Below are 25,388 nucleotides of genomic sequence, written 5' to 3'. Positions count from 1 at the left end.
CGGGCCGGGCCGCTCCCCTTCTGACCTCGACGACCCCTCCCTTGCGAGAGGCAGGCAATGCGGAGGCTTTTCGATCATTTGCCCCCAACTCGCGTTGGCTTCGGATTTGGAAGCCCCCGGCGGGGCCTTTGTTGTGTGATCGAAGCAACGGGCAAATGATGGGCAAGATCCTATCGAAATGGCGCAAAAGGTAATACCCTGCTAATCAGCAGGGTGCTCTTGAAGGCGCGCGGGCATTGGCGGCGGTAGCCGGGAACGGTACTTCCAGTGCCATGCTTTACATGCGCCGGAGCGTGTTCTAGTCTTCACATCTGGCCCGGCTGCGTTCGCTGGATCCGGTCGACGCGTCCGCTCCATTCACCAGCATCGGGATTTTCTGGGCTGCCATGACTATCGAGATCGGAAAGGACATCACCGAAGTCGCGGACCATTTGCTGGACGCCGTGTTCCTGGTCGATACGGGCGGCCGCATCCAGTATGTCAGCGCCGCCTGCGAAGGCATATTTGGTTATGTGTCGAGGGATATGACGGGCGAACTCATCATCGATCTGGTCATGCCTGCGGACCGGGACAGGACCATTATCGAGGCCAAGCAGGTCATGTCCGGGAAGAAGCGGGTCGGTTTTGAAAACCGCTATCGCCACAAGGACGGCAGCGCCGTCCATATCATGTGGTCCGCCGGATGGCTCCAGTCGGAACGGCTGCGCGTCGGGGTTGCCCGCGATGTCACGGCGCTGAGGAAAAAAAGCGTGCTCGACCTCGGACTGGCGCTGTCTTCCATTCCGTTGGCGCCCCACGAGCAGAAAGTCTTGCGGCTGCTATTGACCGACGCCTCGGAAAAGCAGATTGCCCAGCGCCTCGGCCTGGCCGTTTCCACGACCCATTCTTATGTGACCGGAATTTTCCGGAAATTCGGCGTCAGGGGCCGTGCCGGGTTAATGAGCCTGTGGCTGGAAAACCTGACCAGGGATTAGCCATCAGCCGTAGTGGCTCACCCAGGCTTGCGGTTCATGGGCAGGCAAGCGCGGCGGCAGCGTACAGGAGCAGTGCCACCAGTACCACCGCCGTGAATCCGACATGGATCGCGACCAGCGTGGCAAGCACCGCCGCCACCACCGAGGCGCAGGCATTGATGCCCCATGCCCAGGGCACCAGCGTTTCGTCTTGTGCCGCGACACGGGCCAGACCGAGCGGGAACGGCATTCCCATCAGGAACGCAAGCGGGGCGATCAGCAGCACCGAGACGGCAATCCTGGCCGGATCCGGTAACGCGATCAGCAGCCTGAAGACCGTCGGCAGCGCCACAAGGTAGACCAGCGAGGCCACGCAGATGCCGCTGACGGCCAGCGCCGCCTGCCGCCTGCCGCGATGATCGCCGCCGCGCGCAGGCATGAGCTGGGAATACCGGCTCCCCAGTCCCGCAAAGCAGAGAAAGGCGCACAGCACGACCGCGACCGCATAGAGCGGGTGGCTCAGGAACAGGATGAATTTCTGGATGAAGGCGATCTCCACGAACATGAAGCCGAGGCCGACCGCCAGGAAGTAGAAGCCGAATCGCCACTCGGGCAACCGCCGCACCGCTGCGCCATTGCCGCCAGGCCCCGTGGCGGGCTGCAGGCCGGGGCGGCGCCGCAGGATCCGGAGCGGAACCACGATCAGCAGCAATGCCGCGGCGGTGGCTTGCAGCAGCGTCGCCACCAGCACCGGATAGCCCCATTCCAGCAAGGGCAGGCCGCCCTGCGACTTCAGCGACAGCAGTTCAGGCAGCGTACGCCATTTGAAGAAATGGAAGAAGTATGGCCTGTCATCGGTGGCTGGCCGCACGTCGAATTTGTAGCGGGACAGGAACTGGTCGCGATCGGGGCCGAGCAAGGCCTGCGCGGTGTCGAAGAAGTAGGGCTTGTCCAGCACGTTGTAGCGATTCGCCTCACCGGGCTGGATGCCGGGATAGTATTCGACGTCGAACGAACGGGTGCGGCAGAAGTCGCGCAGGGCGGCAAGGTCCGCCGCATCGAACTCCCCGTTCTTGACGACCAGCGTGGCCGTCTTCCAGCCGCGGACCAGCGCCAGCCGCCGCGACGGCTCCGGCACGCCTGCGCCTTGCATGGCCGCCACGGCGGTGGCGAGCAGTTTGGGCATGTCACGGGGTGGCAGCGTGACCCAGCGCGTGATCGCCAGCAGGCCGCCGGGCCGAAGATGGCGCAGGTAGCCCTGGAAGGCTTCCACCGTGTAGAGATAGCTCTCGGAGAGCGCGTACAGTCCCGCCGACGAAGTGCTGAAGGAATCCAGCAGGGCCACCTGGATGAGATCGTAGCGTTCCGTGCTGGCCGCCAGGAATCCGCGCGCCTCGCCGGCAAAGACACGCACGCCGGCCGCACTGTACGGCTTGCCGGAAAATGCAGCGAAGCGGCCCTGCACCAGTTCGATCACTTGCCGATTCAGCTCCACGGCATCGACCGCGCTGGCCCGGTGATAGATCGCCTGCAAGACATCCGCCCCCGCACCGCTGCCCAGCACCAGCACCTTCGGGCCTCGCAGCAAGTGATAAGGCAGGGCAGACGTGATGTCACCCAGGTAGGCAAGCGATTCACGCCGTCCGTCATAGCGGTTGAGCGCGCTGAGCCCGTCGCCATCGGTAAACACGGCCAGTTGTGGCGGCGGCTCCATGCTTGCATTGAGGCTCAGTCCGGGCGCGTACCGCAACGGGATCGAGGGGCTCTCCACCACCGTGACCAGGCCGAGGGGACTCGACCGTTCCGCCACCACGCGTGCGTTGCCGATGCGCAGGGTCTGGCTCAACTCCTTGTACTCGGACGGCCGCAGCGCAATCCAGTCGCCTGGCACGCCGGCCGGCACGATTGCCGCCGACAGCAGCAGCGCCGGCAGCCAGGGCCGATGCCAGCGGCATTCAACGCTGGCCAGCGCGGCCGCCGCCATGCCCGCCGTGCTGACCAGCCGCAGGGCACCGACCGGGCTCAGCACGAACAGCGCCACGATGATGGCCAGGCAACCCAGCCCGGCGCCAAGGATGTCGAAGCTGTAGATGCGGTGAACCTGTTCGCTGAAGCAGGAAAAACACAGGCAGACACTCGTGGCGGCGCAAAAGAACGGTACGAACAGCAGCAGGTAGAGCAGCAGCAAGCGCAGCGGCTGCGTCGGCTCCCACAGGATTTCCAAAGGATTGAACGCCACGTGCTGGGCGAGCGCAAAGCAGGCCATCGCGCCAACGCCGAACAGCAGGGCGCCGCCAGCGAACACCGCCACGAAATGGCGGATCAGCGTGCGCTGCGCCAGTGCCACCAGCGCACCCGCCGCCCCATAGCCCAGCAGCGCCACGCTGATCATCATGTAGGCGAAGTGATGCCACTGGATGATGGAGAGCAGCCGCATCAGCAGGATTTCGTAGCCAAGCGCGGCGGCAGAGAGCAGGGCCAGGGCGAATAGTGGCGGTCGTGGCATGGCGCAGGCTGGCACGGCCGATGTGCCGCGATGCCTTAGTGCTTGCCAACCAGCGGCACGAACCTGACGGGCAGGATCTGCCTGGTGGAAACGGTGCCGTCTCCGGACTTCTCGACCAGCAGCAGATACTGCGTCAGGAACTGCGCGCCCACCGGGATCACCATCCGCCCGCCCGGCTTCAGTTGCCGGATCAGCGGTGGCGGCACATGGCTGGCCGCCGCGGTGACGACGATCGCGTCATAAGGCGCGTGCTCGTCCCAGCCGTAGTAGCCGTCGCCCACCTTGCACGCGACCTGCCGGTAGGCCAGCCGCTTCAGGCGGTCGCAGGCCTGCCGCCCCAGCGGTTCGATGATTTCGATGGTGTAGACCGCGCGCGCCAGTCCCGCCAGCACCGCCGCCTGGTATCCCGAGCCGGTGCCGATCTCGAGCACGGTGTCGCCCGGCTTGACCATCATCAGGTCAGTCATCAGGGCGACGATATAGGGCTGCGAAATCGTCTGGCCATGGCCGATGGGCAGCGGCCGGTTCTCATAGGCGTACACCTTCTGCGGGTCCGGCACAAACTCGTGGCGAGGCACTTGCCCCATCACCGCCATCACGCGCGGGTCGAGCGCATGCCTGCCGCTCTGGGCGCCCGCGGCTGCCGCGACCGTGGCGATCTCCTTGACCATGTCAGCGCGCTGTGGGGCCAGCGGGTCGGCGGCAGCAGCGGTCGAACAGAGCAAGGCGAGGGCCAGGGTGGCGATCGGGATATATGGGAGGGGTGTTGACTGCTTCACGGGCGGGGCAGGCAAAGTGCTTAACGTCATCGTAGGTCACGGATGCCACCCACGGAACACACCGCGACCGCTAACTGCAGCCATCGGCAATGACCTTGCGCAGACAAGTGACAAAAGAGGCCCTTTCAGGTCTGTTCAGAAAAAGACTTGCAAGTCCGGCATCAAGGCATTAGTATTCGCCCCCTCCTGCCGCACAAGCAGTGCTGCAAGTCAGGCGGGGGAAAATGGTTGCAGGGATTTACTTGGGTAAGCAGCCCTTACCGAAGAAAAAGAAGTTTCTCGAAAACAGTTGCTTTATCGAAGAAAACTCTTTAAGATCTCTCTTCTTCGCTGCTGACAAAGCAGTGACGCGACAAGCAAAGCGAATCGCGGCAAGTTCTTTAACAAACAAACACCGATAAGTGTGGGCGCTTGATAACGGATGCGAAAGACTTCGGTCTTTTAGCTTACAAGTTATAAAGTGCTCGCACAGCAAAACGTGACTGGATCTTCGGATCTGGTCAGTCAGTTTTCTGAGAGTGAGCGACCGCTCGAAAGAGCGAGGACCCGCGAGGGTCCACACAGAGATTGAACTGAAGAGTTTGATCCTGGCTCAGATTGAACGCTGGCGGCATGCCTTACACATGCAAGTCGAACGGCAGCACGGGCTTCGGCCTGGTGGCGAGTGGCGAACGGGTGAGTAATACATCGGAACGTGCCCTGTAGTGGGGGATAACTAGTCGAAAGATTAGCTAATACCGCATACGACCTGAGGGTGAAAGCGGGGGACCGCAAGGCCTCGCGCTACAGGAGCGGCCGATGTCTGATTAGCTAGTTGGTGGGGTAAGAGCCTACCAAGGCGACGATCAGTAGCTGGTCTGAGAGGACGATCAGCCACACTGGGACTGAGACACGGCCCAGACTCCTACGGGAGGCAGCAGTGGGGAATTTTGGACAATGGGGGCAACCCTGATCCAGCAATGCCGCGTGTGTGAAGAAGGCCTTCGGGTTGTAAAGCACTTTTGTCCGGAAAGAAATGGCCTGGGTGAATACCCCGGGTCGATGACGGTACCGGAAGAATAAGCACCGGCTAACTACGTGCCAGCAGCCGCGGTAATACGTAGGGTGCGAGCGTTAATCGGAATTACTGGGCGTAAAGCGTGCGCAGGCGGTTTTGTAAGACAGGCGTGAAATCCCCGAGCTTAACTTGGGAATGGCGCTTGTGACTGCAAGGCTAGAGTATGTCAGAGGGGGGTAGAATTCCACGTGTAGCAGTGAAATGCGTAGAGATGTGGAGGAATACCGATGGCGAAGGCAGCCCCCTGGGACGTCACTGACGCTCATGCACGAAAGCGTGGGGAGCAAACAGGATTAGATACCCTGGTAGTCCACGCCCTAAACGATGTCAACTAGTTGTTGGGGATTCATTTCTTCAGTAACGTAGCTAACGCGTGAAGTTGACCGCCTGGGGAGTACGGTCGCAAGATTAAAACTCAAAGGAATTGACGGGGACCCGCACAAGCGGTGGATGATGTGGATTAATTCGATGCAACGCGAAAAACCTTACCTACCCTTGACATGCCACTAACGAAGCAGAGATGCATCAGGTGCCCGAAAGGGAAAGTGGACACAGGTGCTGCATGGCTGTCGTCAGCTCGTGTCGTGAGATGTTGGGTTAAGTCCCGCAACGAGCGCAACCCTTGTCTCTAGTTGCTACGCAAGAGCACTCTAGAGAGACTGCCGGTGACAAACCGGAGGAAGGTGGGGATGACGTCAAGTCCTCATGGCCCTTATGGGTAGGGCTTCACACGTCATACAATGGTGCGTACAGAGGGTTGCCAACCCGCGAGGGGGAGCTAATCCCAGAAAACGCATCGTAGTCCGGATCGTAGTCTGCAACTCGACTACGTGAAGCTGGAATCGCTAGTAATCGCGGATCAGCATGCCGCGGTGAATACGTTCCCGGGTCTTGTACACACCGCCCGTCACACCATGGGAGTGGGTTTTGCCAGAAGTAGTTAGCCTAACCGCAAGGAGGGCGATTACCACGGCAGGGTTCATGACTGGGGTGAAGTCGTAACAAGGTAGCCGTATCGGAAGGTGCGGCTGGATCACCTCCTTTCAGAGCGTGCATCTGAAGTTGAGCGCTCACACTTATCGGTAGTTTGTGGTTAAGGCCAGGCTGGTTGGCCAAATGGAAGCACTCTGCGAACGAGTGCTTCCATTTGGCATTGCCAAGCGATCTAACGATCGGCTGTTCTTTAAAAATATGGGATGTAGTAAAGGTGTCGCGCAAGCGTTGATGAGACGCTGCAGTACAAACGCGATACCGGGTTGTGATTGTATCAACCAAAATGTATTTAAGTGATCGAAAGATGACTTGGAATACGGCACAAATGCGAGAACTCATCCTGTAGCGACTTGTTTCGAGCGATCGAGACACACTCGTTATAGGGTCAAGCGAACAAGTGCATGTGGTGGATGCCTTGGCGATCACAGGCGATGAAGGACGCGGTAGCCTGCGAAAAGCTTCGGGGAGCTGGCAAACAAGCTTTGATCCGGAGATGTCCGAATGGGGAAACCCGGCCCGTATGGGTCATCCCACACTGAATTCATAGGTGTGGGAAGCGAACGCGGCGAACTGAAACATCTAAGTAGCTGCAGGAACAGAAATCAACCGAGATTCCCAAAGTAGTGGCGAACGAAATGGGAAGAGCCTTGTACTCTTTAGCAGTGGTGTTAGCAGAACGGGATGGAAAGCCCGGCCATAGCAGGTGATAGCCCTGTATGCGAAAACACGATTGTGGAACTAGGTGTACGACAAGTAGGGCGGGACACGTGAAATCCTGTCTGAAGATGGGGGGACCATCCTCCAAGGCTAAATACTCGTGATCGACCGATAGTGAACCAGTACCGTGAGGGAAAGGCGAAAAGAACCCCGGGAGGGGAGTGAAATAGATCCTGAAACCGCATGCATACAAACAGTCGGAGCCTGGCAACGGGTGACGGCGTACCTTTTGTATAATGGGTCAGCGACTTACATTCAGTGGCAAGCTTAACCGATTAGGGAAGGCGTAGCGAAAGCGAGTCCGAACAGGGCGTTGAGTCGCTGGGTGTAGACCCGAAACCAGATGATCTATCCATGGCCAGGTTGAAGGTGCGGTAACACGTACTGGAGGACCGAACCCACTAACGTTGAAAAGTTAGGGGATGAGCTGTGGATAGGGGTGAAAGGCTAAACAAATCTGGAAATAGCTGGTTCTCTCCGAAAACTATTTAGGTAGTGCCTCGTGTCTCACCTTCGGGGGTAGAGCACTGTCATGGTTGGGGGGTCTATTGCTGATTACCCCGCCATAGCAAACTCCGAATACCGAAGAGTGCAATCACGGGAGACAGACATCGGGTGCTAACGTCCGGTGTCAAGAGGGAAACAACCCAGACCGCCAGCTAAGGTCCCCAAATATGGCTAAGTGGGAAACGAAGTGGGAAGGCTAAAACAGTCAGGAGGTTGGCTTAGAAGCAGCCACCCTTTAAAGAAAGCGTAATAGCTCACTGATCGAGTCGTCCTGCGCGGAAGATGTAACGGGGCTAAGCCATATACCGAAGCTGCGGACGCGCGCAAGCGCGTGGTAGGAGAGCGTTCTGTAAGCCTGTGAAGGTGTCTTGTAAAGGATGCTGGAGGTATCAGAAGTGCGAATGCTGACATGAGTAGCGATAAAGGGGGTGAAAGGCCCCCTCGCCGTAAGCCCAAGGTTTCCTACGCAACGTTCATCGGCGTAGGGTGAGTCGGCCCCTAAGGCGAGGCAGAGATGCGTAGCTGATGGGAAGCAGGTTAATATTCCTGCACCGTCGTATGATGCGATGGGGGGACGGATCGCGGAAGGTTGTCCGGGTGTTGGAAGTCCCGGTCCCTGCATTGGAGAAGGCGCTTAGGCAAATCCGGGCGCGGAATTCAAGGATGTGGGGCGAGCGGCCTAGTGCTGCGAAGCAATTGGAAGTGGTTCCAAGAAAAGCCTCTAAGCTTCAGTCATACGAGACCGTACCGCAAACCGACACAGGTGGGCGAGATGAGTATTCTAAGGCGCTTGAGAGAACTCGGGAGAAGGAACTCGGCAAATTGGTACCGTAACTTCGGGATAAGGTACGCCCTGGTAGCTTGACTGGCCTGCGCCAGAAGGGTGACGGGGTTGCAATAAAATGGTGGCTGCGACTGTTTAATAAAAACACAGCACTCTGCAAACACGAAAGTGGACGTATAGGGTGTGACGCCTGCCCGGTGCCGGAAGATTAAATGATGGGGTGCAAGCTCTTGATTGAAGTCCCGGTAAACGGCGGCCGTAACTATAACGGTCCTAAGGTAGCGAAATTCCTTGTCGGGTAAGTTCCGACCTGCACGAATGGCGTAACGATGGCCACACTGTCTCCTCCCGAGACTCAGCGAAGTTGAAGTGTTTGTGATGATGCAATCTCCCCGCGGCTAGACGGAAAGACCCCATGAACCTTTACTGTAGCTTTGCATTGGACTTTGAACCGATCTGTGTAGGATAGGTGGGAGGCTTTGAAGCGTGGACGCTAGTCTACGTGGAGCCGTCCTTGAAATACCACCCTGGTTTGTTTGAGGTTCTAACCTTGACCCGTGAATCCGGGTCGGGGACAGTGCATGGTAGGCAGTTTGACTGGGGCGGTCTCCTCCCAAAGTGTAACGGAGGAGTTCGAAGGTACGCTTGGTACGGTCGGACATCGTACCTAAAGTGCAATGGCAAAAGCGTGCTTAACTGCGAGACCGACAAGTCGAGCAGGTGCGAAAGCAGGACATAGTGATCCGGTGGTTCTGAATGGAAGGGCCATCGCTCAACGGATAAAAGGTACTCTGGGGATAACAGGCTGATACCGCCCAAGAGTTCATATCGACGGCGGTGTTTGGCACCTCGATGTCGGCTCATCTCATCCTGGGGCTGTAGCCGGTCCCAAGGGTATGGCTGTTCGCCATTTAAAGAGGTACGTGAGCTGGGTTTAAAACGTCGTGAGACAGTTTGGTCCCTATCTGCCGTGGGCGTTGGAATCTTGACGGGGGCTGCTCCTAGTACGAGAGGACCGGAGTGGACGTACCGCTGGTGTACCTGTTGTCTCGCCAGAGGCATCGCAGGGTAGCTATGTACGGAAGAGATAACCGCTGAAAGCATCTAAGCGGGAAACTCGCCTGAAGATGAGGATTCCCTGGAGGCTTGACCTCCTTGAAGGGTCGTTCGAGACCAGGACGTTGATAGGCTGGGTGTGGAAGCGCAGTAATGCGTTAAGCTAACCAGTACTAATTGCCCGTAAGGCTTGATCCTATAACCAGTGTGTTTTACCTGGTGTGTGTGATCGTGTCTGTGCCAGATACGCACAACCCCCAACTACATCCCTATTCGTGACGCTGGCTTCAACCCCAGCGCCACAACCCCTTATGCCTGGTGACCATAGCGAGTTGGAACCACCCCTTCCCATCCCGAACAGGTCCGTGAAACGACTCCGCGCCGATGATAGTGCGGATTACCCGTGTGAAAGTAGGTCATCGCCAGGCTCTTATCCCCAAAACCCCTCGACAGCTTTGCTGCGAGGGGTTTTGTCTTTGGCGGTTCAAAATGCGGACGTGTCTATCCGCCTGCGATCAGAACGTCGCTGTGGGTTCAGGTTTCACCCCGCGATCAGTTTGAGGCCGGCGGGCAGCGCCTCCCCAAATACCCGTCCCTCGTCGGCTGCGTCGAGTTCCACGACTTCACGCACCATGGCGATCCAGCTTTGCGGCGCGTTGGCGGCTTCGAGCCGGCGCACCACCGCCGCCCGAATCTCGTCAGGCAGGTCCCTGCTGCGATCGCCGGTCATGCGGGCGATCTGCACGGCAGCGAACGCAGCCGGCTCGACCTTTTTCCAGTCGAGCGCAAGAATCGTCTCCACCCATTGCGCGGCAATATCGGCTGGCACGACGCTGTGCGCGCTGCCATAGAACGGCCGGCGCGCCCCGATGCGGCCCACGGCCCACCAGCCCTGACTGTTTTCTGAAGGCTTGCGCAGACGGGCCAGCAGCCATTCGGCGAGCTCGATCTTGGATTCGGTGGGGATGCGCTCCAGGGAGCCGGCGAGGCGCACCATATCGGCATAACCAGACCTTGCGGGCCCGGCGGGCTTCTTGTAGCGGGTGCTGCCCGGCGGCTGCAGGTAGAAGGCCATCTCTTCCAGCAGGCGTAACTGCGCGCTTTCGTCCAGGCCGCCAGCGGCGCGCCGCCAAAGCGTCCACCACTCCGACCAGTTCTGGCTTTCGTTGACGTACTGGATGCCCTGGTCGTACTGCGACCAGAGTTGCTCAACGCGCCATTCGTCGAGCGGGTAGCCGAATCCCGGGCGCACGCAATAGCCGGCCAGGTTCAGCCACAGGCGTTCATGGTCGGCAGTGCGCCGTCGCCGCCGCGCGCGCTCCCAGAATGCGCCGAACAGATCGCGCAGCACGGCGCTGTCCCACTGCTCGCGCGCACCCAGCAACTGCTCCAGTTGTGCACGCAGCCGCTTGACCTCCTTGGGACCGACGTCCTGCGAGCGGGCGCCAAAGGTGCGGTCGATCGCCTCGAGGGCTTGTGGCAGGGAAGGGTGTGCCGTATCGGTCGCGGGCGCTGCGGCCTCGGCATCGTTGCCACGCAACTGGAACTCGAGGCGCCATCGATGCGAGGCATCCGCAATGTTGATGCAGTGGACCTCGAGCGTGCCGACCTCGGTCAGCGAGGTGGTGATCTGCACCGGCGTCTCGCGGGGGCCGCTGGCGCCACGCGGCTGTACCACGGTCGCAATCGGCGGCAGGCGGACGAAATCGCCCGTCGACAGATCGGTCAGTTGACCCGGCTGGTAGGCCGTGTCGGCGACGGAGGAAACCAGGTGGAATTGCACCGGATGCCCGAGCCGCAAGGCGAAGGTACGATCGCTGAGTTGGACCTCGTGACCTTCTTCGGTACCCCGTGGCAGCAGGCAGATCCCTTGCTGCCCCGACGCGCCATCATCGAGCACGAGAAAGTAGCTGCGCGGCGAGCCGCCGCCGATGCGCGGGGCCTGGCCGGTACGTGCTCGGGCATACGCGACCGCGCCCCGTGCCACGGCAACGTCGGGGTCGTCGTTGTGCAGGACATGCACCGGCGTGCCGCGCCACGTGCCCAGCGTATCGGCGATGCGGCCTGCCAGGGCTTCGGCCCGGAACACGCCACCGTTGAGCAGCAGGGTGTCGGGTACCGGCGGGGCATCATCCCGCGCCTGTGGTGCGTCCAGTGCTGCCCGTGACTGCGCAGCGTGCTGGCTCAGGAAGGCCGCAACGTGCCGGGTAACGCCCGGGTCGGACGCATACGGCAGGCCGAATTCGACAATGGCGCCCCGTGCGCGCCCCGGCCGTTCGCTGGCCGGCACCTTGGGAAAGAAGCCGTCGACGACGAGCTGTTCGACCTCCTGCCGCGTCACTTCCACCGAGCGTGCGCCGCCGATCAGCCTGGAGCCCGCGCCCAGCAGCGTCACCGTGACCGAGTCCGGTGCCTGCGCGCTGAGCAGTTGTTCCTTGGCGGCGCGGCAGCGCGCGACGAGTTGGGACAGGCTGGACGCCGACAGTCGCGCCTGTGCGGCCCCCCCTGACCCGAGACGCGCTTCGGCAAGATGCGCCAGCGCGAGATCCATGTTGTCGCCGCCGAGCATCAGGTGGTTGCCCACGCCGATGCGGGTCAGCTGCGGCTGCCCGTCCTGCATTTCCACCCGGATGAGGGTGAGGTCAGTGGTGCCGCCGCCCACGTCGCAGATCAACACCAGGCGTGTTTGCGCCAGGTCCGCGTCCAGGGTCCGGCGATGATGGAACAGCCAGTCGTAGAGCGCGGCTTGTGGCTCTTCGAGCAGGCGCAGGGCGGGCAGCCCGGCCAGGCGCGCCGCCTCCAGCGTCAGCGCGCGTGCGCCTTCGTCGAAGGAGGCTGGCACGGTGAGCACCACGTCTTGCGCTTCGAGCGGTGCATCGGGAAACCGGTGGTTCCACGCCGCACACACGTAGCCCAGGTAGCTCGCGCTGGCGACCACCGGCGAGATCTTGTCGACCTCGTCGTGTCCACCCCAGGGCAGGATGGCCGCGGTCCGGTCGACCGAAGCGTGCGACAGCCAGCTTTTTGCGCTGGCCACGAGCCTGCCGGGCACCTGCGCGCCGAGCGTGGCCGCCAAGCGGCCGAACACGGTCCGGCGCGCGGCGGCGCTGGCGGCGGATTGCCAGGGTAACTGCAGGTCATCGCCGCTGAGCTCGCCCGGCGCCGCGTGGTAACGCACCGAGGGCAGCAGGGGACGGGCCGCGACCTCACCCGGGCCGACCAGCTGATCGATATCGAAGACGCGGATATCGTCGGAGCCGGCCTTCGCATAGGCGACGACCGTATTGCTGGTACCGAGGTCAATGCCGACGATGTACTGCTTAATCGTCGGTCGGGCCGCTGGTTCAGGCATCGGCATTGCCGCGCACATCGAACTCGACCTTCCAGCGCTCGCCGTTGCCGCGGGGCACGGCCTCGAGTTCCAGCGTGCCGGCCTCGGTCACGCGCGCATGCAGCCTGACCGGTACCACTTCGCCTGCCGTTCGTCCTTCGGCTGGCAGGGTCGCCTGGATTTCCTCGAGCTCCTGCAATTCCTCCGGCCCCCAGAAATCGAGCAGGGTGCCGACCTGGTCCTGGCGGCGCACCGACGAGCCGAAGAAGCGGAAGTGCACCGGCTCGCCAACCACCAGGCCGAATTCCTGCGGCGGCAGCGCGGCCTCCGTCCCTTCCTCCATGCCGAACGGCGCAACGCATAGTGCCTGCACGGGTGGTTCGAAGCCAGGCACGGCAGGCATCGACGACTCCACGGCAATATAGTAGGAGCGCGCGGTGCCGCCACGAATCCGCACCCCCTGGCCGCGCCGCACGTAGCCGTAGTAGGCGGCGCCGCGTGCCACTGCCAGGTCCAGCTCCGCGCCATCAAGCAGGCGCGCCGGCGCCGCGCCTTCCGCGGCGAGCCAGCCATTGAGCGTCTGCAGGATGCGGTCCACCAGCAGGCCCGACTTGAACACGCCGCCATTGAAGAGGACGGCGGTCGGGTGGAGGAAAGTCGCGCCTTCCGGCTGCGCGCCTTGCAGGCCTTCGAGTTCGGCCAGCGCCGCCACCTGGCGGCCAAGGAACGCGGCCAGATGCCGCGTGATGGCCGCGTCCTGCGCATAGGGCAGGCCGAGCTGCGTCAGGCCGGCGCGGGCCCGGCTCACCGGTCGGGCCGAGGCCTCCACCTGCGGGAAAAACCCTTCCAGGATGGTCTGGGTCAGTTCGGTGCGGGTCAGGTCCGTGCGGATCGAGCCGCCGATGAGCTTGGAGCCCCGGCTCGGCACAACCAGGGGCACGGTATCGGTCTCCGGGTCGGTGAGCAACGTTTCCTTGGCCGCGCGGCAGGCGTAGGTCAGCGCGCGCAGTTGCCACGGATCGGCCTGCGTGCCCTGGGCCGCCAGCTTGCGCGCCACCACGTGGGCAAGCGCCAGGTCCATGTTGTCGCCACCGAGCAGGATATGGTCGCCCACGGCAACGCGGTGCAGTTCAAGATTGCCTTCGCGCTCGATCACGGCGATCAGCGAAAGGTCGGTAGTGCCGCCACCGACGTCCACGACCAGGATGATGTCGCCGACCTTTACCTGCTTGCGCCAGTGGCCATCGCTTTTCTGGATCCAGCTATAGAGCGCGGCCTGGGGTTCTTCGAGCAGGGTCATGCGGGCATACCCGGCCGCTGCGGCGGCCTCGGCCGTCAATTCCCGTGCGGCCGGGTCGAACGATGCGGGAATCGTCACGGTGACGTCCTGCTCGCCAAACGGCGCCTCGGGGTGGGCCTGGTCCCAGGCTTCACGCAGGTGCGTGAGATAGCGCACGGAAGCCTCGAGCGGCGAGACGCGCGGGACTTCAGGCGGCGCGTCGTTGGGCAGGATGGGCGAGCGGCGGTCGACGCCGGGATGGCAAAGCCAGCTCTTCGCGCTGGACACCAGGCGGATCGGCGTGGCCGCGCCGCGGCTGCGCGCCAGCTCGCCCACAGCGAAGTCGCGCTCGGCGTTCCACGGCAGCCCCAGGTCCCCCGGGGCAAGTTCGCTGGCGTGCGGCAGGTACAGGAAGGAGGGCAGCAGGTCGAGGTCTTCGATGGCCCCCGGCGCGGTCAGCTGCGTGATGGGCAGGACGCGCTGGCTGGTCTTCTCGCCATCGCTGGCGGCCAGGTCCACATAGGAAACGGCGCTATGGGTGGTGCCCAGGTCAATGCCGATGGCATAACGTGCGTCGCTCATAGTTCCACCTCGGCCGGGGCAATCACGGTGGCGTCATGGCGTTCGGCCACGCGGGGCAGGCGGACGTCCTCGACCTTCCAGCCGCGGTGGCTGATGCTGCCATGGAACGGCGCGCTGCCTACCACGTTGCCAGTCAGGCGGATGGCGCTCGCGTCGAAGCCGTCGGCCAGCGTCACACGGCTGCCCTCGGCTTCCTCGCGCACCGGCCGGATGGTGAAATGCTCGCGCAGCACCGCGCGGCAGCCATCGTGCACCAGGCGGGCGGCGGCACCGATCTCCGTGTCGGAATAGCCCGCGATGTCTTCCTCGACGAAGTCGACAAAGCGTGCGTCGCGCTGGAGCAGTCCCAGCAACTGAAGGGCCGCCACCGGGCTCGCTTCTTTCAGCGCGGGTGCGACAGCTTCCGCTACCGGGGCAGGTGCGGGTGCCGATACCGATACCGGTGCCGATGCCGGGGCAGCCGGGGCAAATCTCTCTCCGTCCCTCAGGCGCTTTACGCCGGCTGCGAATTCGCGGTTGCCAAGGATGGTGAAGAAGGTGCCCACGGCAAGCGAGACCCTGCCGAAGAAAGATAGGTTCGAGTCAGTCATGGAAAAGATCCTTTGTGCTCCGTTGAAGGACGAACTGTCCCCTTGCTACGCCGGATAACAGATAGGGCCCGCAGGTCCATGCGATTCGGAATCCGGGGCGCAAACCGGGCGTCGGCCTCTTTGTTCCTGGCCGGTCGGGCCTGTCAGCTTCGGATTTTGCACCAACAAATGTGTCAGCCGGCCAATTTGCGACTGGCTGGCACGACCGCATGCCGAGGGTGGTCGCGCCCGCGGTGGGGCGCGACCAGCAAGGATCAAGCGTCCCGCAGGTAGGTGATCAGCTGATCCGCGCGGCTGGGATGCCGCAGCTTTTTCATCGCCTTGCTTTCGATCTGCCGAATCCGCTCCCGTGTGACATCGAACTGCTTGCCGACTTCTTCCAGCGTGTAGTCGGTAGACATATCGATGCCGAAGCGCATCCGCAGCACCTTGGCTTCACGGGGCGTGAGCTCATCGAGCATCTCGCGCACGACGGCCCGCAGACCCGCCTGCAATGCGGCGTCGGCGGGCGTGGCCGTGTCCGAGTCGGCAATCATGTCGCCCAGGCTGGTATCGCCGTCCTCGCCAACCGGCGTTTCCATCGACACCGGCTCTTTCGCAATCTTCATGATCGCGCGGACCTTCTCTTCCGGGATCTCCATGCGCTCGGCAAGCACCGCCGGATCGGCTTCCTTGCCGGTCTGCTGCATGATCTCGCGCGACAGGCGATTGAGCTTGTTGATCTGCTCGATCATATGCACCGGGACGCGGATGGTCCGGGCCTGATCGGCGATCGCCCGCGTAACAGCCTGGCGGACCCACCACGTCGCGTAGGTGGAGAATTTCCAGCCGCGGCGATATTCGAACTTGTCGACCGCCTTCATCAGGCCGATATTGCCTTCCTGGATAAGATCCAGGAACTGCATCCCGCGGTTGGTGTACTTCTTGGCAATCGAGATCACCAGCCGCAGGTTGGCCTGGGTCATCTCATGCTTGGCTTGCCGCATCTGCCGTTCGGCGGCCAGCATCTTGCGGTTGACCGTCTTCAGTTCGGGCAGCGACAGGGCAGCCCGGGCCTGAATGTCGATCAGCTTTTGCTGATGCGCCTCGAGGTCTGGCAGGGCCCGCGCGACCGCCGCACTGTACGGACGGGATTGGGCGGCAAGATCCTTCCCCCAGTCGAGGTTGGTTTCATTGCCCGGGAAGCGGGCAACGACCTCCTCACGCTCCATCGCGCACCGCTCGACCAGCAGCTGAACGACCTGGCGCTCAACCGTGCGAACCTCGTCGACCATCCCCTGGACGCTGGCGCACAGGCGCTCGATGGTCTTCGCGGTGAAGCGAATCGTGCGCAATTCATCGCGCACCGCATCCCTTGCCGACACGAACGCCGCCGAGCCCGTGCCATTTGCGGCTTCCTTGCGCATCAGCTCGAATTGCGCGGTAACGCGCGCAAATCGCTTCATGCATTCGTCGCGAAGCTGGGCGAGATCGGCTTCGGCGCTCTGCTGGGTCGACCCTTCGTCGGCGCTGTCTTCAGCGCCGTCATCGTCCTCTTCGGAGCTATCGCCGCTGTCGTCCGTATCGTCAGCTCCCGCCGCCGCGGCTGGTTCGGGAATACTCTCGTCGCTCAAGCCATCGACCAGCTCGTCGATGCCGATTTCATTGCTGGCGACCCGGCCGGACAACTCGAGAATCGTCGCGATGGTGGACGGGCAGGCCGAGATGGCGTGGACCATGTTGTTCAGGCCGTCTTCGATCCGCTTGGCGAGTTCGACTTCCTGTTTGCGCGTGAGCAGCGTTGCCGAGCTCATTTCGCGCATGTACATACGGACAGGGTCGGTCGTCCGGCCGAACTCGGAGTCCACGGTAGAAAGCGCTACCTCGGCCTCTTCATCGGCTTGTTCGTCCGAGGCCACCACCGCGCCATCGGTAAGGAGCAGCGTCTCGGCATCCGGCGTCTGCTCATAGATCTTCACGCCCATCTCGGCGAACGTGCCGATGATGCTCTCCATCGCAGCCGTGTCCGTGAAGTTCTCCGGCAGATGGTCGCTGATATCTGCGTGGGTCAGATAACCGCGCTGCCTGCCCAGCTGGATCAGGGCGCGCAATTGCTGACTGCGCTCGGCGGCCTCGGTCGAGGGATCAGGCTGCCCCGTGGCCCCTGCGCTAGTGTCGCCAGGGACCTTGACTGCTCCTGCATCGCCTGCTTTGGCTGCCGTTCGTTGTGCGCCGCTTGTCATTTACAGCTATTTCCTTCGTGAATCGCGTTTCGACAGCAGCGCGCACGATTGGGTGCGTTATTCGACCTGCTGTCAAGGTCCGTGAGGGGTATCGGTGTGGCGCGGGGCCGAAATCGGGCACCGCAGCCATTTGAATCGGGGCGCGTATTTTACAGCCAATGCCGCGGATGTGCTCCGTCGCCGAGCCGCGATCAAGAATTACAGAATAATTAAACGGAAGTTTCGTGCGGCCATCGCGCGCGGCGAGACGGCAGGGCAGGGGATGTGGCGTGAAGTCGGCATCGACGATTGCGTCACTAAACCGGTATCGCCCAAAGGGCCTGCTGGCGCGGCTGAAAGCGCTGTTTTCGCCACTTTGTTGGAGTCACTTCCGGGGCGGGCAGGAGATGATTACGGCAATTCGGCCAGCCATGGATCCTTGCGGCACCGCAGTGCGCTTCCTTGGGTTAGACCTTCCACGGAGGCATGTGCGCTGGCTTGAACCCGCCCTGGTTTGGCACTAAGTTGGATTCACCGCGCGGGGGATCCGCGGTTCCAGACCGTAACGGCAACTCGTCCGCTACCTGAATCGCACAAGAGGAGTCGACCATGCGCATTTCCCCTTTCCTTTCCCCTTTTCTGTCCGGCGTCTTACTGGTGGGCTTGATGGGGCTCGGCGGTTGCGCGATGCCGGACACGTCGAAGCGGGCCGCGCCATCGGATGTGTCGAAGCCGACGATGCCTTCGTTATACGAACGCCTTGGCGGTAGCCAGGCGATTACGGCCGTAGTCGACGACTTTGTTGGGAATGTTGCCGCCGACACGCGCATCAACGCGAAGTTCGCCAATGCGAATATTCCGCGTCTCAAGATGCGGCTGGTTGAGCAGATTTGTGCTGGCGCAGGGGGGCCATGCACTTACAAGGGTCGTGACATGCGGACCGCCCATGCCGGCATGGGCATCACCAATGGCGAGTTTGATGCGCTGGTGGAAGACCTGGTGAAGTCGCTCAACAAGTTCAAGGTGCCAGCACCGGAACAGAAGGAGTTGCTCGACGTGCTGGGGCCAATGCGGCAGGATATCGTCTCGCGATGATCCTGCCGTGTTTCGGCGAACTGCGCGGGCAACTGGCTAGATAGTCGGCTGAACACCGGTGTCGCGGTCACAAAGATCGCGCAGGTCTCATTTGCACCCCAGCCTACGCGGCCGCCGCGGCGGCCTTCTGGCCGAGCCAGTAGCCGGTGTTGACCTCGACGTTCTCCTGCAGCGTCACGAGATCCACCGCCTGGTCGCTCAGCAGCAGCACGAAGCGGGCCAGCAGGTCGAATTCCTGCTCCATCAGCTTGGACACCGAATTGGCCCGCCTGATCCGGGCACGCTCCTGCAGCCAGCTCATGCACAGATGCAGGGCGTTCAGTTCATAGGCATCCTCCGCCTCCGGCGCGGCGGCGCGGAACGACTCGGCGCAGCGGTAGGGGCCGCCGGCGATCACGCCGGCCCCGGCAAAGCTCGACGAATGCGCCAGATGCAACTGCACCGTCATGAAGGCGCCGGACGACAGGCCGGAGACGGAGCTCCTGCGTTTCTCGACCTTGTACGCGCCCAGTTGTACGACTTCGGAATGGATATCGCCCGCCATTGTGTCTCCCGCATGTTGACCGTCGGCATTGCCCGGTGATCGGGAAGACTATCGTTCCGTTTTATGTGGATTTGATGACAGCCGGCGGCGCGGCGATGGCTCCGGCAAGCGCATATCGATGGCACCCGCTGCCATAGCGGGCACCGCTCTTCGCGCTTCTTCGGCGATAGGGGAATCTACTGCTGTTTGCGGCAGGGGAGTTCGCGTCAGCGCGGTTTGCTGGCGCTTTCGACCTCAGCGCGCAGTCGCTCTTCCTGCGCGCGCAGTTCGGGCGTGAATTCAGCGCCGAAGTCCTCGACCTCGAACAGCGGGCGGATTTCGATTTCGGACTCGCCTTCCATGGGGTTGGGGCAGCGCCTGACCCATTCGACGGCCTCGTCCATTGACTTGACTTGCCACAGCCAGAACCCCGCGACGAGTTCGTTGGTCTGCGGGAACGGCCCATCGGTCACGGTCCGCTGTTCGCCCGAGAAGCGAACGCGTTTTCCCTTCACGCTCGGGTGCAAGCCCTCGCCCGCGAGCATCACGCCGGCCTTGATGAGCTCTTCGTTGAAGTTGCCCATTGCCGCGAGCAATTCCGTGCTTGGCATCTTGCCAGCTTCTGAATCGCTCGTAGCCTTCACCATCACCATGACACGCATCGCCTTCCTCCTTGAAGGAATGGTTGGAGCCACACAGCCTCGAAGCCGGGGCAGCCGCGACGGCGGTGAACGCTGGCACCAGGAACAGGTCAGGATAGTTGAAATCCTCAGTCCCTTCAAACGGCCGTGCCGGGGCGTGCTCGATGGAAACTTGCGCTGCAAGTACGCGCAGCCCTGCGGGATGCAATGGCGGGAGCGCCTCTTGCCAGGGATCGCATCAGGCACTACAACAAGGCATGGCGATGAAGGAGGATCCATGGGAAATATCGCTCGCACAGATCCCCTCGTCGTTGCGCTGCGCCGGCTGGCGCTGGCATGTGCCCTGGCACTTCCGGCGCTCGCCTCCGCGGCAGACCCCGGCGGCACGTTCCAGCCCACGCATGTGTCACCCACGCCGGACCGCAGCGCCGGCCTGCAGGCCTTCGCGCAGATCGAGCGCGTGCTGCTGCATGCACGCTGCCTGAATTGCCACGTGCCGGACGGCCCGCTGCAGGGCGATGCCAAGCGGGTGCACTTCCCACCCGTGCAGCGTGGCGTCGACGGCAAGGGCGTGCCGCCGCTGCAATGCGCTACCTGCCATGCCACGCAGAACAGCCCGCTTGCGCATGCGCCGCCGGGGCTGGAAAGCGACGGCCAGCCGGGCTGGCACATGCCGCCGGCGAAGATGAAGATGTCATGGCTGGGCCTGTCGGGACCAGCGCTGTGCAAGGTGTTCCGCGACCCCAAGACCAACGGGGGCCGTTCGCTCGCGATGCTCGAAGAACACATGGTGACCGACCACCTCGTGGCCTGGGGCTGGCAGCCGGGGCCGGGGCGTGAATTGCCGCCGCTCGCCAAGCCCGCGTTCGACGAACAGGTGCGCGTGTGGATTCGCAATGGCGCGCCATGCGATACGCGCGAGCCGCTGCGCACCTCGGTCGGAAGCACGCGCGCCGCGGCGGACGAAGCATTCTTGAGAAACCTGCGCGACATTGCCGGATCGGGCGCCCTTGCCAACATGACGCACGTGAGCCCCAGGAGCCAACCATGATCGCATTCCGACTGAACGGCAAGACCCAGCAAGTCGACGTGCCTGGCGACACGCCGGTGCTGTGGGTGCTGCGCGATACGCTGGGCCTCACCGGCACCAAGTTCGGCTGCGGCATCGCGGTGTGTGGGGCATGCACTGTCCATGTCGACGGCCAGCAGCGCCGCGCCTGCGTGACCCCGGTGTCGTCCATCGCCGGCCGGGAGCTGACCACGATCGAGGCCATCGGCGAGGACAGCGTGGGGCGCGCGGTCGAGGAGGCCTGGGTGCGCCACGACGTCACGCAGTGCGGCTATTGCCAGAGCGGCCAGATCATGTCGGCCGTGGCACTGCTCAAGGCCAACCGGCGGCCGACCGACGCCGACATCGAACAGGCAATGAGCGCCAACCTGTGTCGCTGCGGCACCTACGCGCGCATCCATGCCGCGGTCAAGGACGCGGCCAAGGCCATCGGCTGAGGGGATGCCATGAGACTCATGCAGCAGGCAAGCGGCGGCATCGACCGGCGGACGTTCCTGAAACTGAGCGTCGGCTCCGGCTTTGCGCTTTGTGCGGTTCCCCTTGGCGCGCAGACGGCGGGGGGTGGCGAACCGCCCAAGCCCCCGGTGCAGCCGTCGGCCTTCGTCAGTATCGACGCCGACGGTACGGTGACGGTCACCATCGGCAAGCTCGAGTTCGGACAGGGCGTGCAGACGGCACTGCCGATGCTGGTGGCCGAGGAACTGGACGCGGACTGGAGCAAGGTGCGCTGCCAGCTGGCCCCGGCCGGCGAGGCCTACAAGGATCCGGTCTTCCATATCCAGATGGTCGGCGGCTCGACCAGCATGAAGAACTCGTGGACGCAATACCGCGAGGTCGGCGCGCGCATGCGCGCGATGCTGCTCGCGGCGGCGGCGAAGCGTTTCGGTGTCCCGGCCGGGCAGCTGAACGCCGAGGCCGGCGTGGTGAGCGCGCCCGACGGCCGCCGTGCCACCTACGGCGAGCTGGCCGCCGCGGCCCTGGCCGAGCCGGTGCCGGCGAGCGTGCAGCTGAAGTCGCCGCAGCAGTTCAGGCTTATTGGCAAGCCGACCGGCCGGCTCGATGCGCGCGACAAGTCCACGGGCAGGCAGCAGTTCGGCATCGACATGATGCTGCCCGGCATGCGCACCGTGGTCATGGTGCATCCGCGGGTGTTCGGCGCCAAAGTCGCGCGCTTCGACGCCACGGGCGCGAAAGCCATCGCCGGCGTGGAAGAGGTCTACCAGGTGCCGCTGGTCGGTGGCGCGTCCGGGTTGGCGATCGTGGCCAATGGCTTCTGGCCGGCGCGCACGGCGCGCGAGCTGCTGCAGGTGGAGTGGGACACCAGCGGCGTCGAGAAGGCGGACAGCGACGCGCTGCTGGCACGCTACCGCGAGCTGGCGACGCAGCCGGGGGTACAGGCCAAAGCGGCAGACACCTCGGCGCTTGCCACCGCACCGCGCAAGATCACGGCCGAGTACACCTTCCCGTACCTGGCGCACACGCCGATGGAGCCACTCAACTGCACCATCGACTTCCGCGGCAACCAATGCACCGTATGGGCTGGCTCGCAGTTCCAGACGGTCGACCAGGCGGCGGTGGCTGCCGTGCTCGGCCTGAAGCCGGAACAGGTGACGTTCAACACTATGATGGCCGGCGGCGGCTTCGGCCGGCGTGCCGTGCCGACGTCCGACTACCTGTTCGAGGCCGCGCAGGTGGCCAAGGCGCGGTATGCGGCCGGCCGCCGCGAGCCGATCAAGATGATATGGACGCGCGAGGACGACGTGCGCGGCGGCTACTACCGCCCGATGCACCTGCACCGCGTCGAAATCGGCCACGACGGCAAGGGCAGGGTGCTGGCGTGGAAGCACGTGATCGTCGGCCAGTCCATTACCGGCGGCACCCCGTTCGAGGCCTTCACCGTCAAGAACGGGGTTGACTCGACGATGGTCGAGGGCGTGGGCGACAGTGTCTATCCGTTCCCGATCGCGCTCGAGATCCATCATCCCAAGGTCAACGTGCCAGTGTTGTGGTGGCGCTCCGTGGGGCACACGCACACGGCGTTCGTGATGGAGACCCTGGTCGATGAACTGGCGCGCGCGGGCGGGCTCGATCCGGTGGCATACCGCCGCACGCTGCTGCGCGAGCACAAGCGTCACCTCGCGGCACTGGACCTGGCGGTCGAGCGCTCGGGCTACGGCAAGCGGCGCCTGGCGGCCGGGCGTGCCTGGGGTGTGGCGGTGCACGAATCGTTCGACACCGTGGTCGCGTACATCGTCGAGGCCTCGATGCGCGGCGGCCAGCCCGTCGTGCACCGGGTGACAGCGGCTGTCCACTGCAATATGCCAATCAACCCGCGCACGATCGAGGCGCAGGTCCAGGGCGGCCTAATGATGGGGCTGGGCACCACGCTGCCCGGCGCGCAGATCACGCTGAAGGACGGCGTGGTGCAGCAAGGCAACTGGAACGACTACCGGCTGGCCACGCATGCGGACCTGCCGCCGCAGATCTCGGTGCATGTGGTACCGTCGGCCGATCCGCCGACCGGCATTGGCGAGACGGCAGTGCCGCCGATTGCGCCCGCATTGGCCAACGCGGTCGCGGCGCTAACCGGCAAGCGGCATCGCAGCCTGCCGTTCAGCGGGTAGCTGCAGGCCGGCGGCCTCTAGGCGGGGTGCTCCGCAATCCAGTGCCTGGCGATGTCTTCTCGCCGGCAGATCCACACGCCGTCATGACCCCGCACGTAGTCAAGAAAACGCGCAAGCGCGATGGCACGCGCGGGGTGGCCGCTGATGCGGGCATGCAGTCCGACGCTCATCATCTTCGGCCTTTGCGCACCCTCGTGCCAGAGCTGCTCGAACGCGTCCCGAAGCGTACGGTAGAAATCCTCCCCTGAGGCAAAGCCATCAGGCAGCAGATAGCGTGCGTCGTTGTTGACCAGGGTATAGGGAATCACGAGCTGCGGCGGCGATCCAGGCAGCCAGTAGGGCAGGTCATCATTGTAGGCATCGGAGCTGTAGAGGAACCCGCCTTCTTCATGGATCAGGCGCCGGGTATTGTGGCTGACCCGCCCCATGTACCACCCCACCGGGCGCCTGCCGCAGATCCGCTCGATGGCCTCGGTCGTCAGGCGGATATGGCGCCGCTCCTCGTCTTCCGGCACGTCCCGGTAGTCAAGCCAGCGGTAGCCATGCCCCGCCACTTCGTGTCCCGCGGCGCTGAGCGCTTGCCCGACTTGCGGATTGAGCTCGAGGGCGCGACCCACAGCGAAAGCGGTCAGTGGCAGGCCACGCTCGCCGAACAGGTCCAGCAGGCGCCAGACGCCCGCGCGCGCACCGTACTCATACATGCTCTCGACACTCCAGTCGCGCTCTGCCTCGCGCGACGGCCGGCCGGGCAGTTCGTGCAGATACGATTCGGAACGGGGATCGCCGTTGAGTATGCAGGATTCCGCGCCTTCCTCGATATTCAGCACAAACTGTACCGCCACACGCGCGGCACCAGGCCAGTGCGGATGGGGCGGGGAGCTTGCGTAGCCGGTCAGGTCGCGTCCTGGCATCATCCCAGCTCGAAGGTCGTGATGCCGAAGATCCGCGCGTGTACGAGGCCCGGCTCGGGCCCAAGATACATGCGCGCGCAGCCGAATACTTCCGTCATGCCGTGCCGATGCGCAAGCGCCATGGCGGCCGGGTGATTCTCCGGTACATCGAGAAACAGGGGGCCACCCGCCGCGAACGCTGCCAGGCGCGTGTAGAGCACTTCCGCTGCCTCGGCGTCATCTGCGAACAACGGTCCTACCTTGTAGCCGTCTCCACAGCGACGCACCACACCATATCCGCTCAGCTTGCCATGGCGCATGAACCCCAGGGCAAGCGCATCGGGCTGCCGGGTCCAGCCTTGCAGGAAAGCGGGGCGTGCAGCGGGAAAGCAGGTCCGGTCGTAGTCAAGCAACTGATCGAACGCCACCTCACCCAGCGGTACGATGCTTTCATCGTCTGACGGCGGCGTGAGTGGATGGCCCGGGGTATCCGGGCTCCCGGCACGAAAGCGCAGATTGCGATGCGAGAAGACGAAGCCGCCCTTGGCATAGTAATCCTGCATCGCGAATACGCCGTCCAGTCCGATGCTTGCGCCGGGCCGCAGGCGTGCAATGAGTCGGTCCCGGCGGGCATGCCACAGCACGTTGCCCAGCCCCCGGCCGCGAAACTCCGGGCGGACGATAAAGAAACCCATGAAGCCGAATTCCCCGTCGTAAGACGTGATGGCCCCGCCGCCAATCAGTTCTCCATCAAGGTCCGCCGCGATGAAAGCATCGGGGTCCGTGGCCCAGAACAGTTCCGCGTCGTGAAGACCGGGATTCCAGCCTTCGCGTGCCGCCCAGCCGACCAGTTGGTCCAACTCTGCACGCGTCATCTTCCGAATGACAAGGTCGTCTGCCATCGCACTCTCCGTTGACCCAGGTGGAGCCCGCCATACTCGCCGGCTTCGGGGGCGACTGGATCAGCCTTGACGTGCCGTGCCCTGGCTGCGTCAATAGATCGCGCCGCCCGGTTGGGTGGAAGTCAGCACGCCGCTGGTCACCGACAGGCTATAGCTGACCACACCACCATCGTAGCTCGCCCAGTTGTCCAGGTCGAACGTCCCGGCGCCGGACATGCGTTGCACGGACACGCTGGGATAGGTCAGCGGTGTCTTGGGCAGGAACGGCAGGGCTGGGGTGGAGGTGCTGCGCAGAAAGTAGGGAAGTTC

16 protein-coding genes and 3 rRNA genes are annotated in these 25,388 nt (G+C 63.3%); 8 read left to right on the top strand and 11 right to left on the bottom strand.

What is annotated here, in order from left to right; all coding sequences use genetic code 11:
• Positions 1-386: 386 nt before the first annotated feature.
• On the top strand, positions 387-974 hold the full coding sequence (locus K307_RS35725) for a helix-turn-helix transcriptional regulator (protein ID WP_080745346.1): 588 nt from the start codon (positions 387-389) through the stop codon (positions 972-974).
• Between the two features lie 34 nt (positions 975-1,008).
• Here the strand turns inward: K307_RS35725 and K307_RS35720 are convergent, their stop codons facing one another.
• Positions 1,009-3,459 (bottom strand): spermidine synthase, encoded by a 2,451-nt coding sequence (locus K307_RS35720; RefSeq protein WP_042885790.1) that lies wholly within the window; start codon positions 3,457-3,459, stop codon positions 1,009-1,011.
• A 35-nt stretch (positions 3,460-3,494) separates the two neighbouring features.
• Positions 3,495-4,268, bottom strand: coding sequence for a protein-L-isoaspartate(D-aspartate) O-methyltransferase (locus tag K307_RS35715; protein WP_042885789.1), 774 nt, complete (start codon positions 4,266-4,268; stop codon positions 3,495-3,497).
• Positions 4,269-4,807: 539 nt separating this feature from the next.
• On the opposite strand from K307_RS35715, the gene K307_RS35710 reads away from it, so the two are divergent.
• The 3 genes from K307_RS35710 to rrf all read left to right on the top strand — a co-directional run bounded on the left by K307_RS35710 (position 4,808) and on the right by rrf (position 9,780).
• Positions 4,808-6,339: ribosomal RNA gene (locus tag K307_RS35710) — 16S ribosomal RNA — on the top strand.
• A gap of 332 nt (positions 6,340-6,671) precedes the next feature.
• Positions 6,672-9,550: ribosomal RNA gene (locus tag K307_RS35705) — 23S ribosomal RNA — on the top strand.
• Between the two features lie 116 nt (positions 9,551-9,666).
• Positions 9,667-9,780 (top strand): 5S ribosomal RNA (gene rrf / locus K307_RS35700).
• The 16S, 23S and 5S rRNA genes sit together here, the layout of an rRNA operon.
• Before the next feature lie 113 nt (positions 9,781-9,893).
• On the opposite strand, the gene K307_RS35695 is transcribed toward rrf, so the two are convergent.
• From K307_RS35695 to rpoD, 4 genes are all read right to left on the bottom strand, one after another.
• Complete coding sequence (locus tag K307_RS35695; RefSeq protein ID WP_051975316.1) at positions 9,894-12,722, bottom strand: Hsp70 family protein; 2,829 nt, start codon at positions 12,720-12,722, stop codon at positions 9,894-9,896.
• Positions 12,697-14,544 (bottom strand): Hsp70 family protein, encoded by a 1,848-nt coding sequence (locus K307_RS35690; protein ID WP_042885788.1) that lies wholly within the window; start codon positions 14,542-14,544, stop codon positions 12,697-12,699. Before K307_RS35690 ends, K307_RS35695 begins: the two co-directional genes overlap by 26 nt.
• Complete coding sequence (locus K307_RS35685; protein WP_042885786.1) at positions 14,541-15,134, bottom strand: DUF2760 domain-containing protein; 594 nt, start codon at positions 15,132-15,134, stop codon at positions 14,541-14,543. Before K307_RS35685 ends, K307_RS35690 begins: the two co-directional genes overlap by 4 nt.
• A gap of 254 nt (positions 15,135-15,388) precedes the next feature.
• Complete coding sequence (gene rpoD, locus K307_RS35680) at positions 15,389-17,356, bottom strand: RNA polymerase sigma factor RpoD (RefSeq protein WP_042885784.1); 1,968 nt, start codon at positions 17,354-17,356, stop codon at positions 15,389-15,391.
• Between the two features lie 588 nt (positions 17,357-17,944).
• Between rpoD and K307_RS35675 the strand changes: the two genes are divergently transcribed.
• Positions 17,945-18,430, top strand: coding sequence for a group I truncated hemoglobin (locus K307_RS35675; protein WP_042885783.1), 486 nt, complete (start codon positions 17,945-17,947; stop codon positions 18,428-18,430).
• A gap of 103 nt (positions 18,431-18,533) precedes the next feature.
• Here K307_RS35675 and K307_RS50735 read toward each other — a convergent pair whose 3' ends face one another.
• Both K307_RS50735 and K307_RS35665 read right to left on the bottom strand, forming a co-directional pair.
• Complete coding sequence (locus K307_RS50735; RefSeq protein ID WP_051975315.1) at positions 18,534-18,974, bottom strand: hypothetical protein; 441 nt, start codon at positions 18,972-18,974, stop codon at positions 18,534-18,536.
• 206 nt (positions 18,975-19,180) lie between these two features.
• On the bottom strand, positions 19,181-19,615 hold the full coding sequence (locus K307_RS35665; RefSeq protein ID WP_042885782.1) for a YciI family protein: 435 nt from the start codon (positions 19,613-19,615) through the stop codon (positions 19,181-19,183).
• 256 nt (positions 19,616-19,871) lie between these two features.
• Between K307_RS35665 and K307_RS35660 the strand changes: the two genes are divergently transcribed.
• Genes K307_RS35660 through K307_RS35650 form a run of 3 tightly spaced genes read left to right on the top strand, consistent with a single transcriptional unit; the run spans position 19,872 to position 23,287 of the window.
• Positions 19,872-20,645: a hypothetical protein gene (locus K307_RS35660; RefSeq protein ID WP_042885781.1), complete on the top strand. Its 774-nt coding sequence runs from the start codon at positions 19,872-19,874 to the stop codon at positions 20,643-20,645.
• Positions 20,642-21,100 (top strand): (2Fe-2S)-binding protein, encoded by a 459-nt coding sequence (locus tag K307_RS35655; protein ID WP_042885779.1) that lies wholly within the window; start codon positions 20,642-20,644, stop codon positions 21,098-21,100. The genes K307_RS35660 and K307_RS35655 overlap by 4 nt, the downstream gene beginning before the upstream one ends.
• Before the next feature lie 9 nt (positions 21,101-21,109).
• Positions 21,110-23,287 (top strand): xanthine dehydrogenase family protein molybdopterin-binding subunit, encoded by a 2,178-nt coding sequence (locus K307_RS35650; protein WP_042885778.1) that lies wholly within the window; start codon positions 21,110-21,112, stop codon positions 23,285-23,287.
• A 17-nt stretch (positions 23,288-23,304) separates the two neighbouring features.
• Here the strand turns inward: K307_RS35650 and K307_RS35645 are convergent, their stop codons facing one another.
• From K307_RS35645 to K307_RS50485, 3 genes are all read right to left on the bottom strand, one after another.
• Positions 23,305-24,201 carry a polysaccharide deacetylase family protein gene (locus tag K307_RS35645; protein ID WP_230626286.1) on the bottom strand — a complete coding sequence of 299 codons (897 nt, stop codon included), beginning with the start codon at positions 24,199-24,201 and terminating at the stop codon, positions 23,305-23,307.
• Positions 24,198-25,079, bottom strand: coding sequence for a GNAT family N-acetyltransferase (locus K307_RS35640; RefSeq protein ID WP_042885777.1), 882 nt, complete (start codon positions 25,077-25,079; stop codon positions 24,198-24,200). The genes K307_RS35645 and K307_RS35640 overlap by 4 nt, the downstream gene beginning before the upstream one ends.
• A 90-nt stretch (positions 25,080-25,169) precedes the next feature.
• The gene (locus K307_RS50485; RefSeq protein ID WP_268989240.1) at positions 25,170-25,304 is read right to left on the bottom strand and encodes a hypothetical protein; all 135 of its coding nucleotides are present in this window, start codon (positions 25,302-25,304) and stop codon (positions 25,170-25,172) included.
• Positions 25,305-25,388 lie beyond the last annotated feature (84 nt).

This window comes from Cupriavidus necator A5-1 (assembly GCF_000744095.1).
Lineage (GTDB): Bacteria > Pseudomonadota > Gammaproteobacteria > Burkholderiales > Burkholderiaceae > Cupriavidus > Cupriavidus necator_A.
The sequence above is the reverse complement of the archived record's forward strand: the minus strand, read 5'-3'. Positions and strand labels throughout refer to the sequence as shown.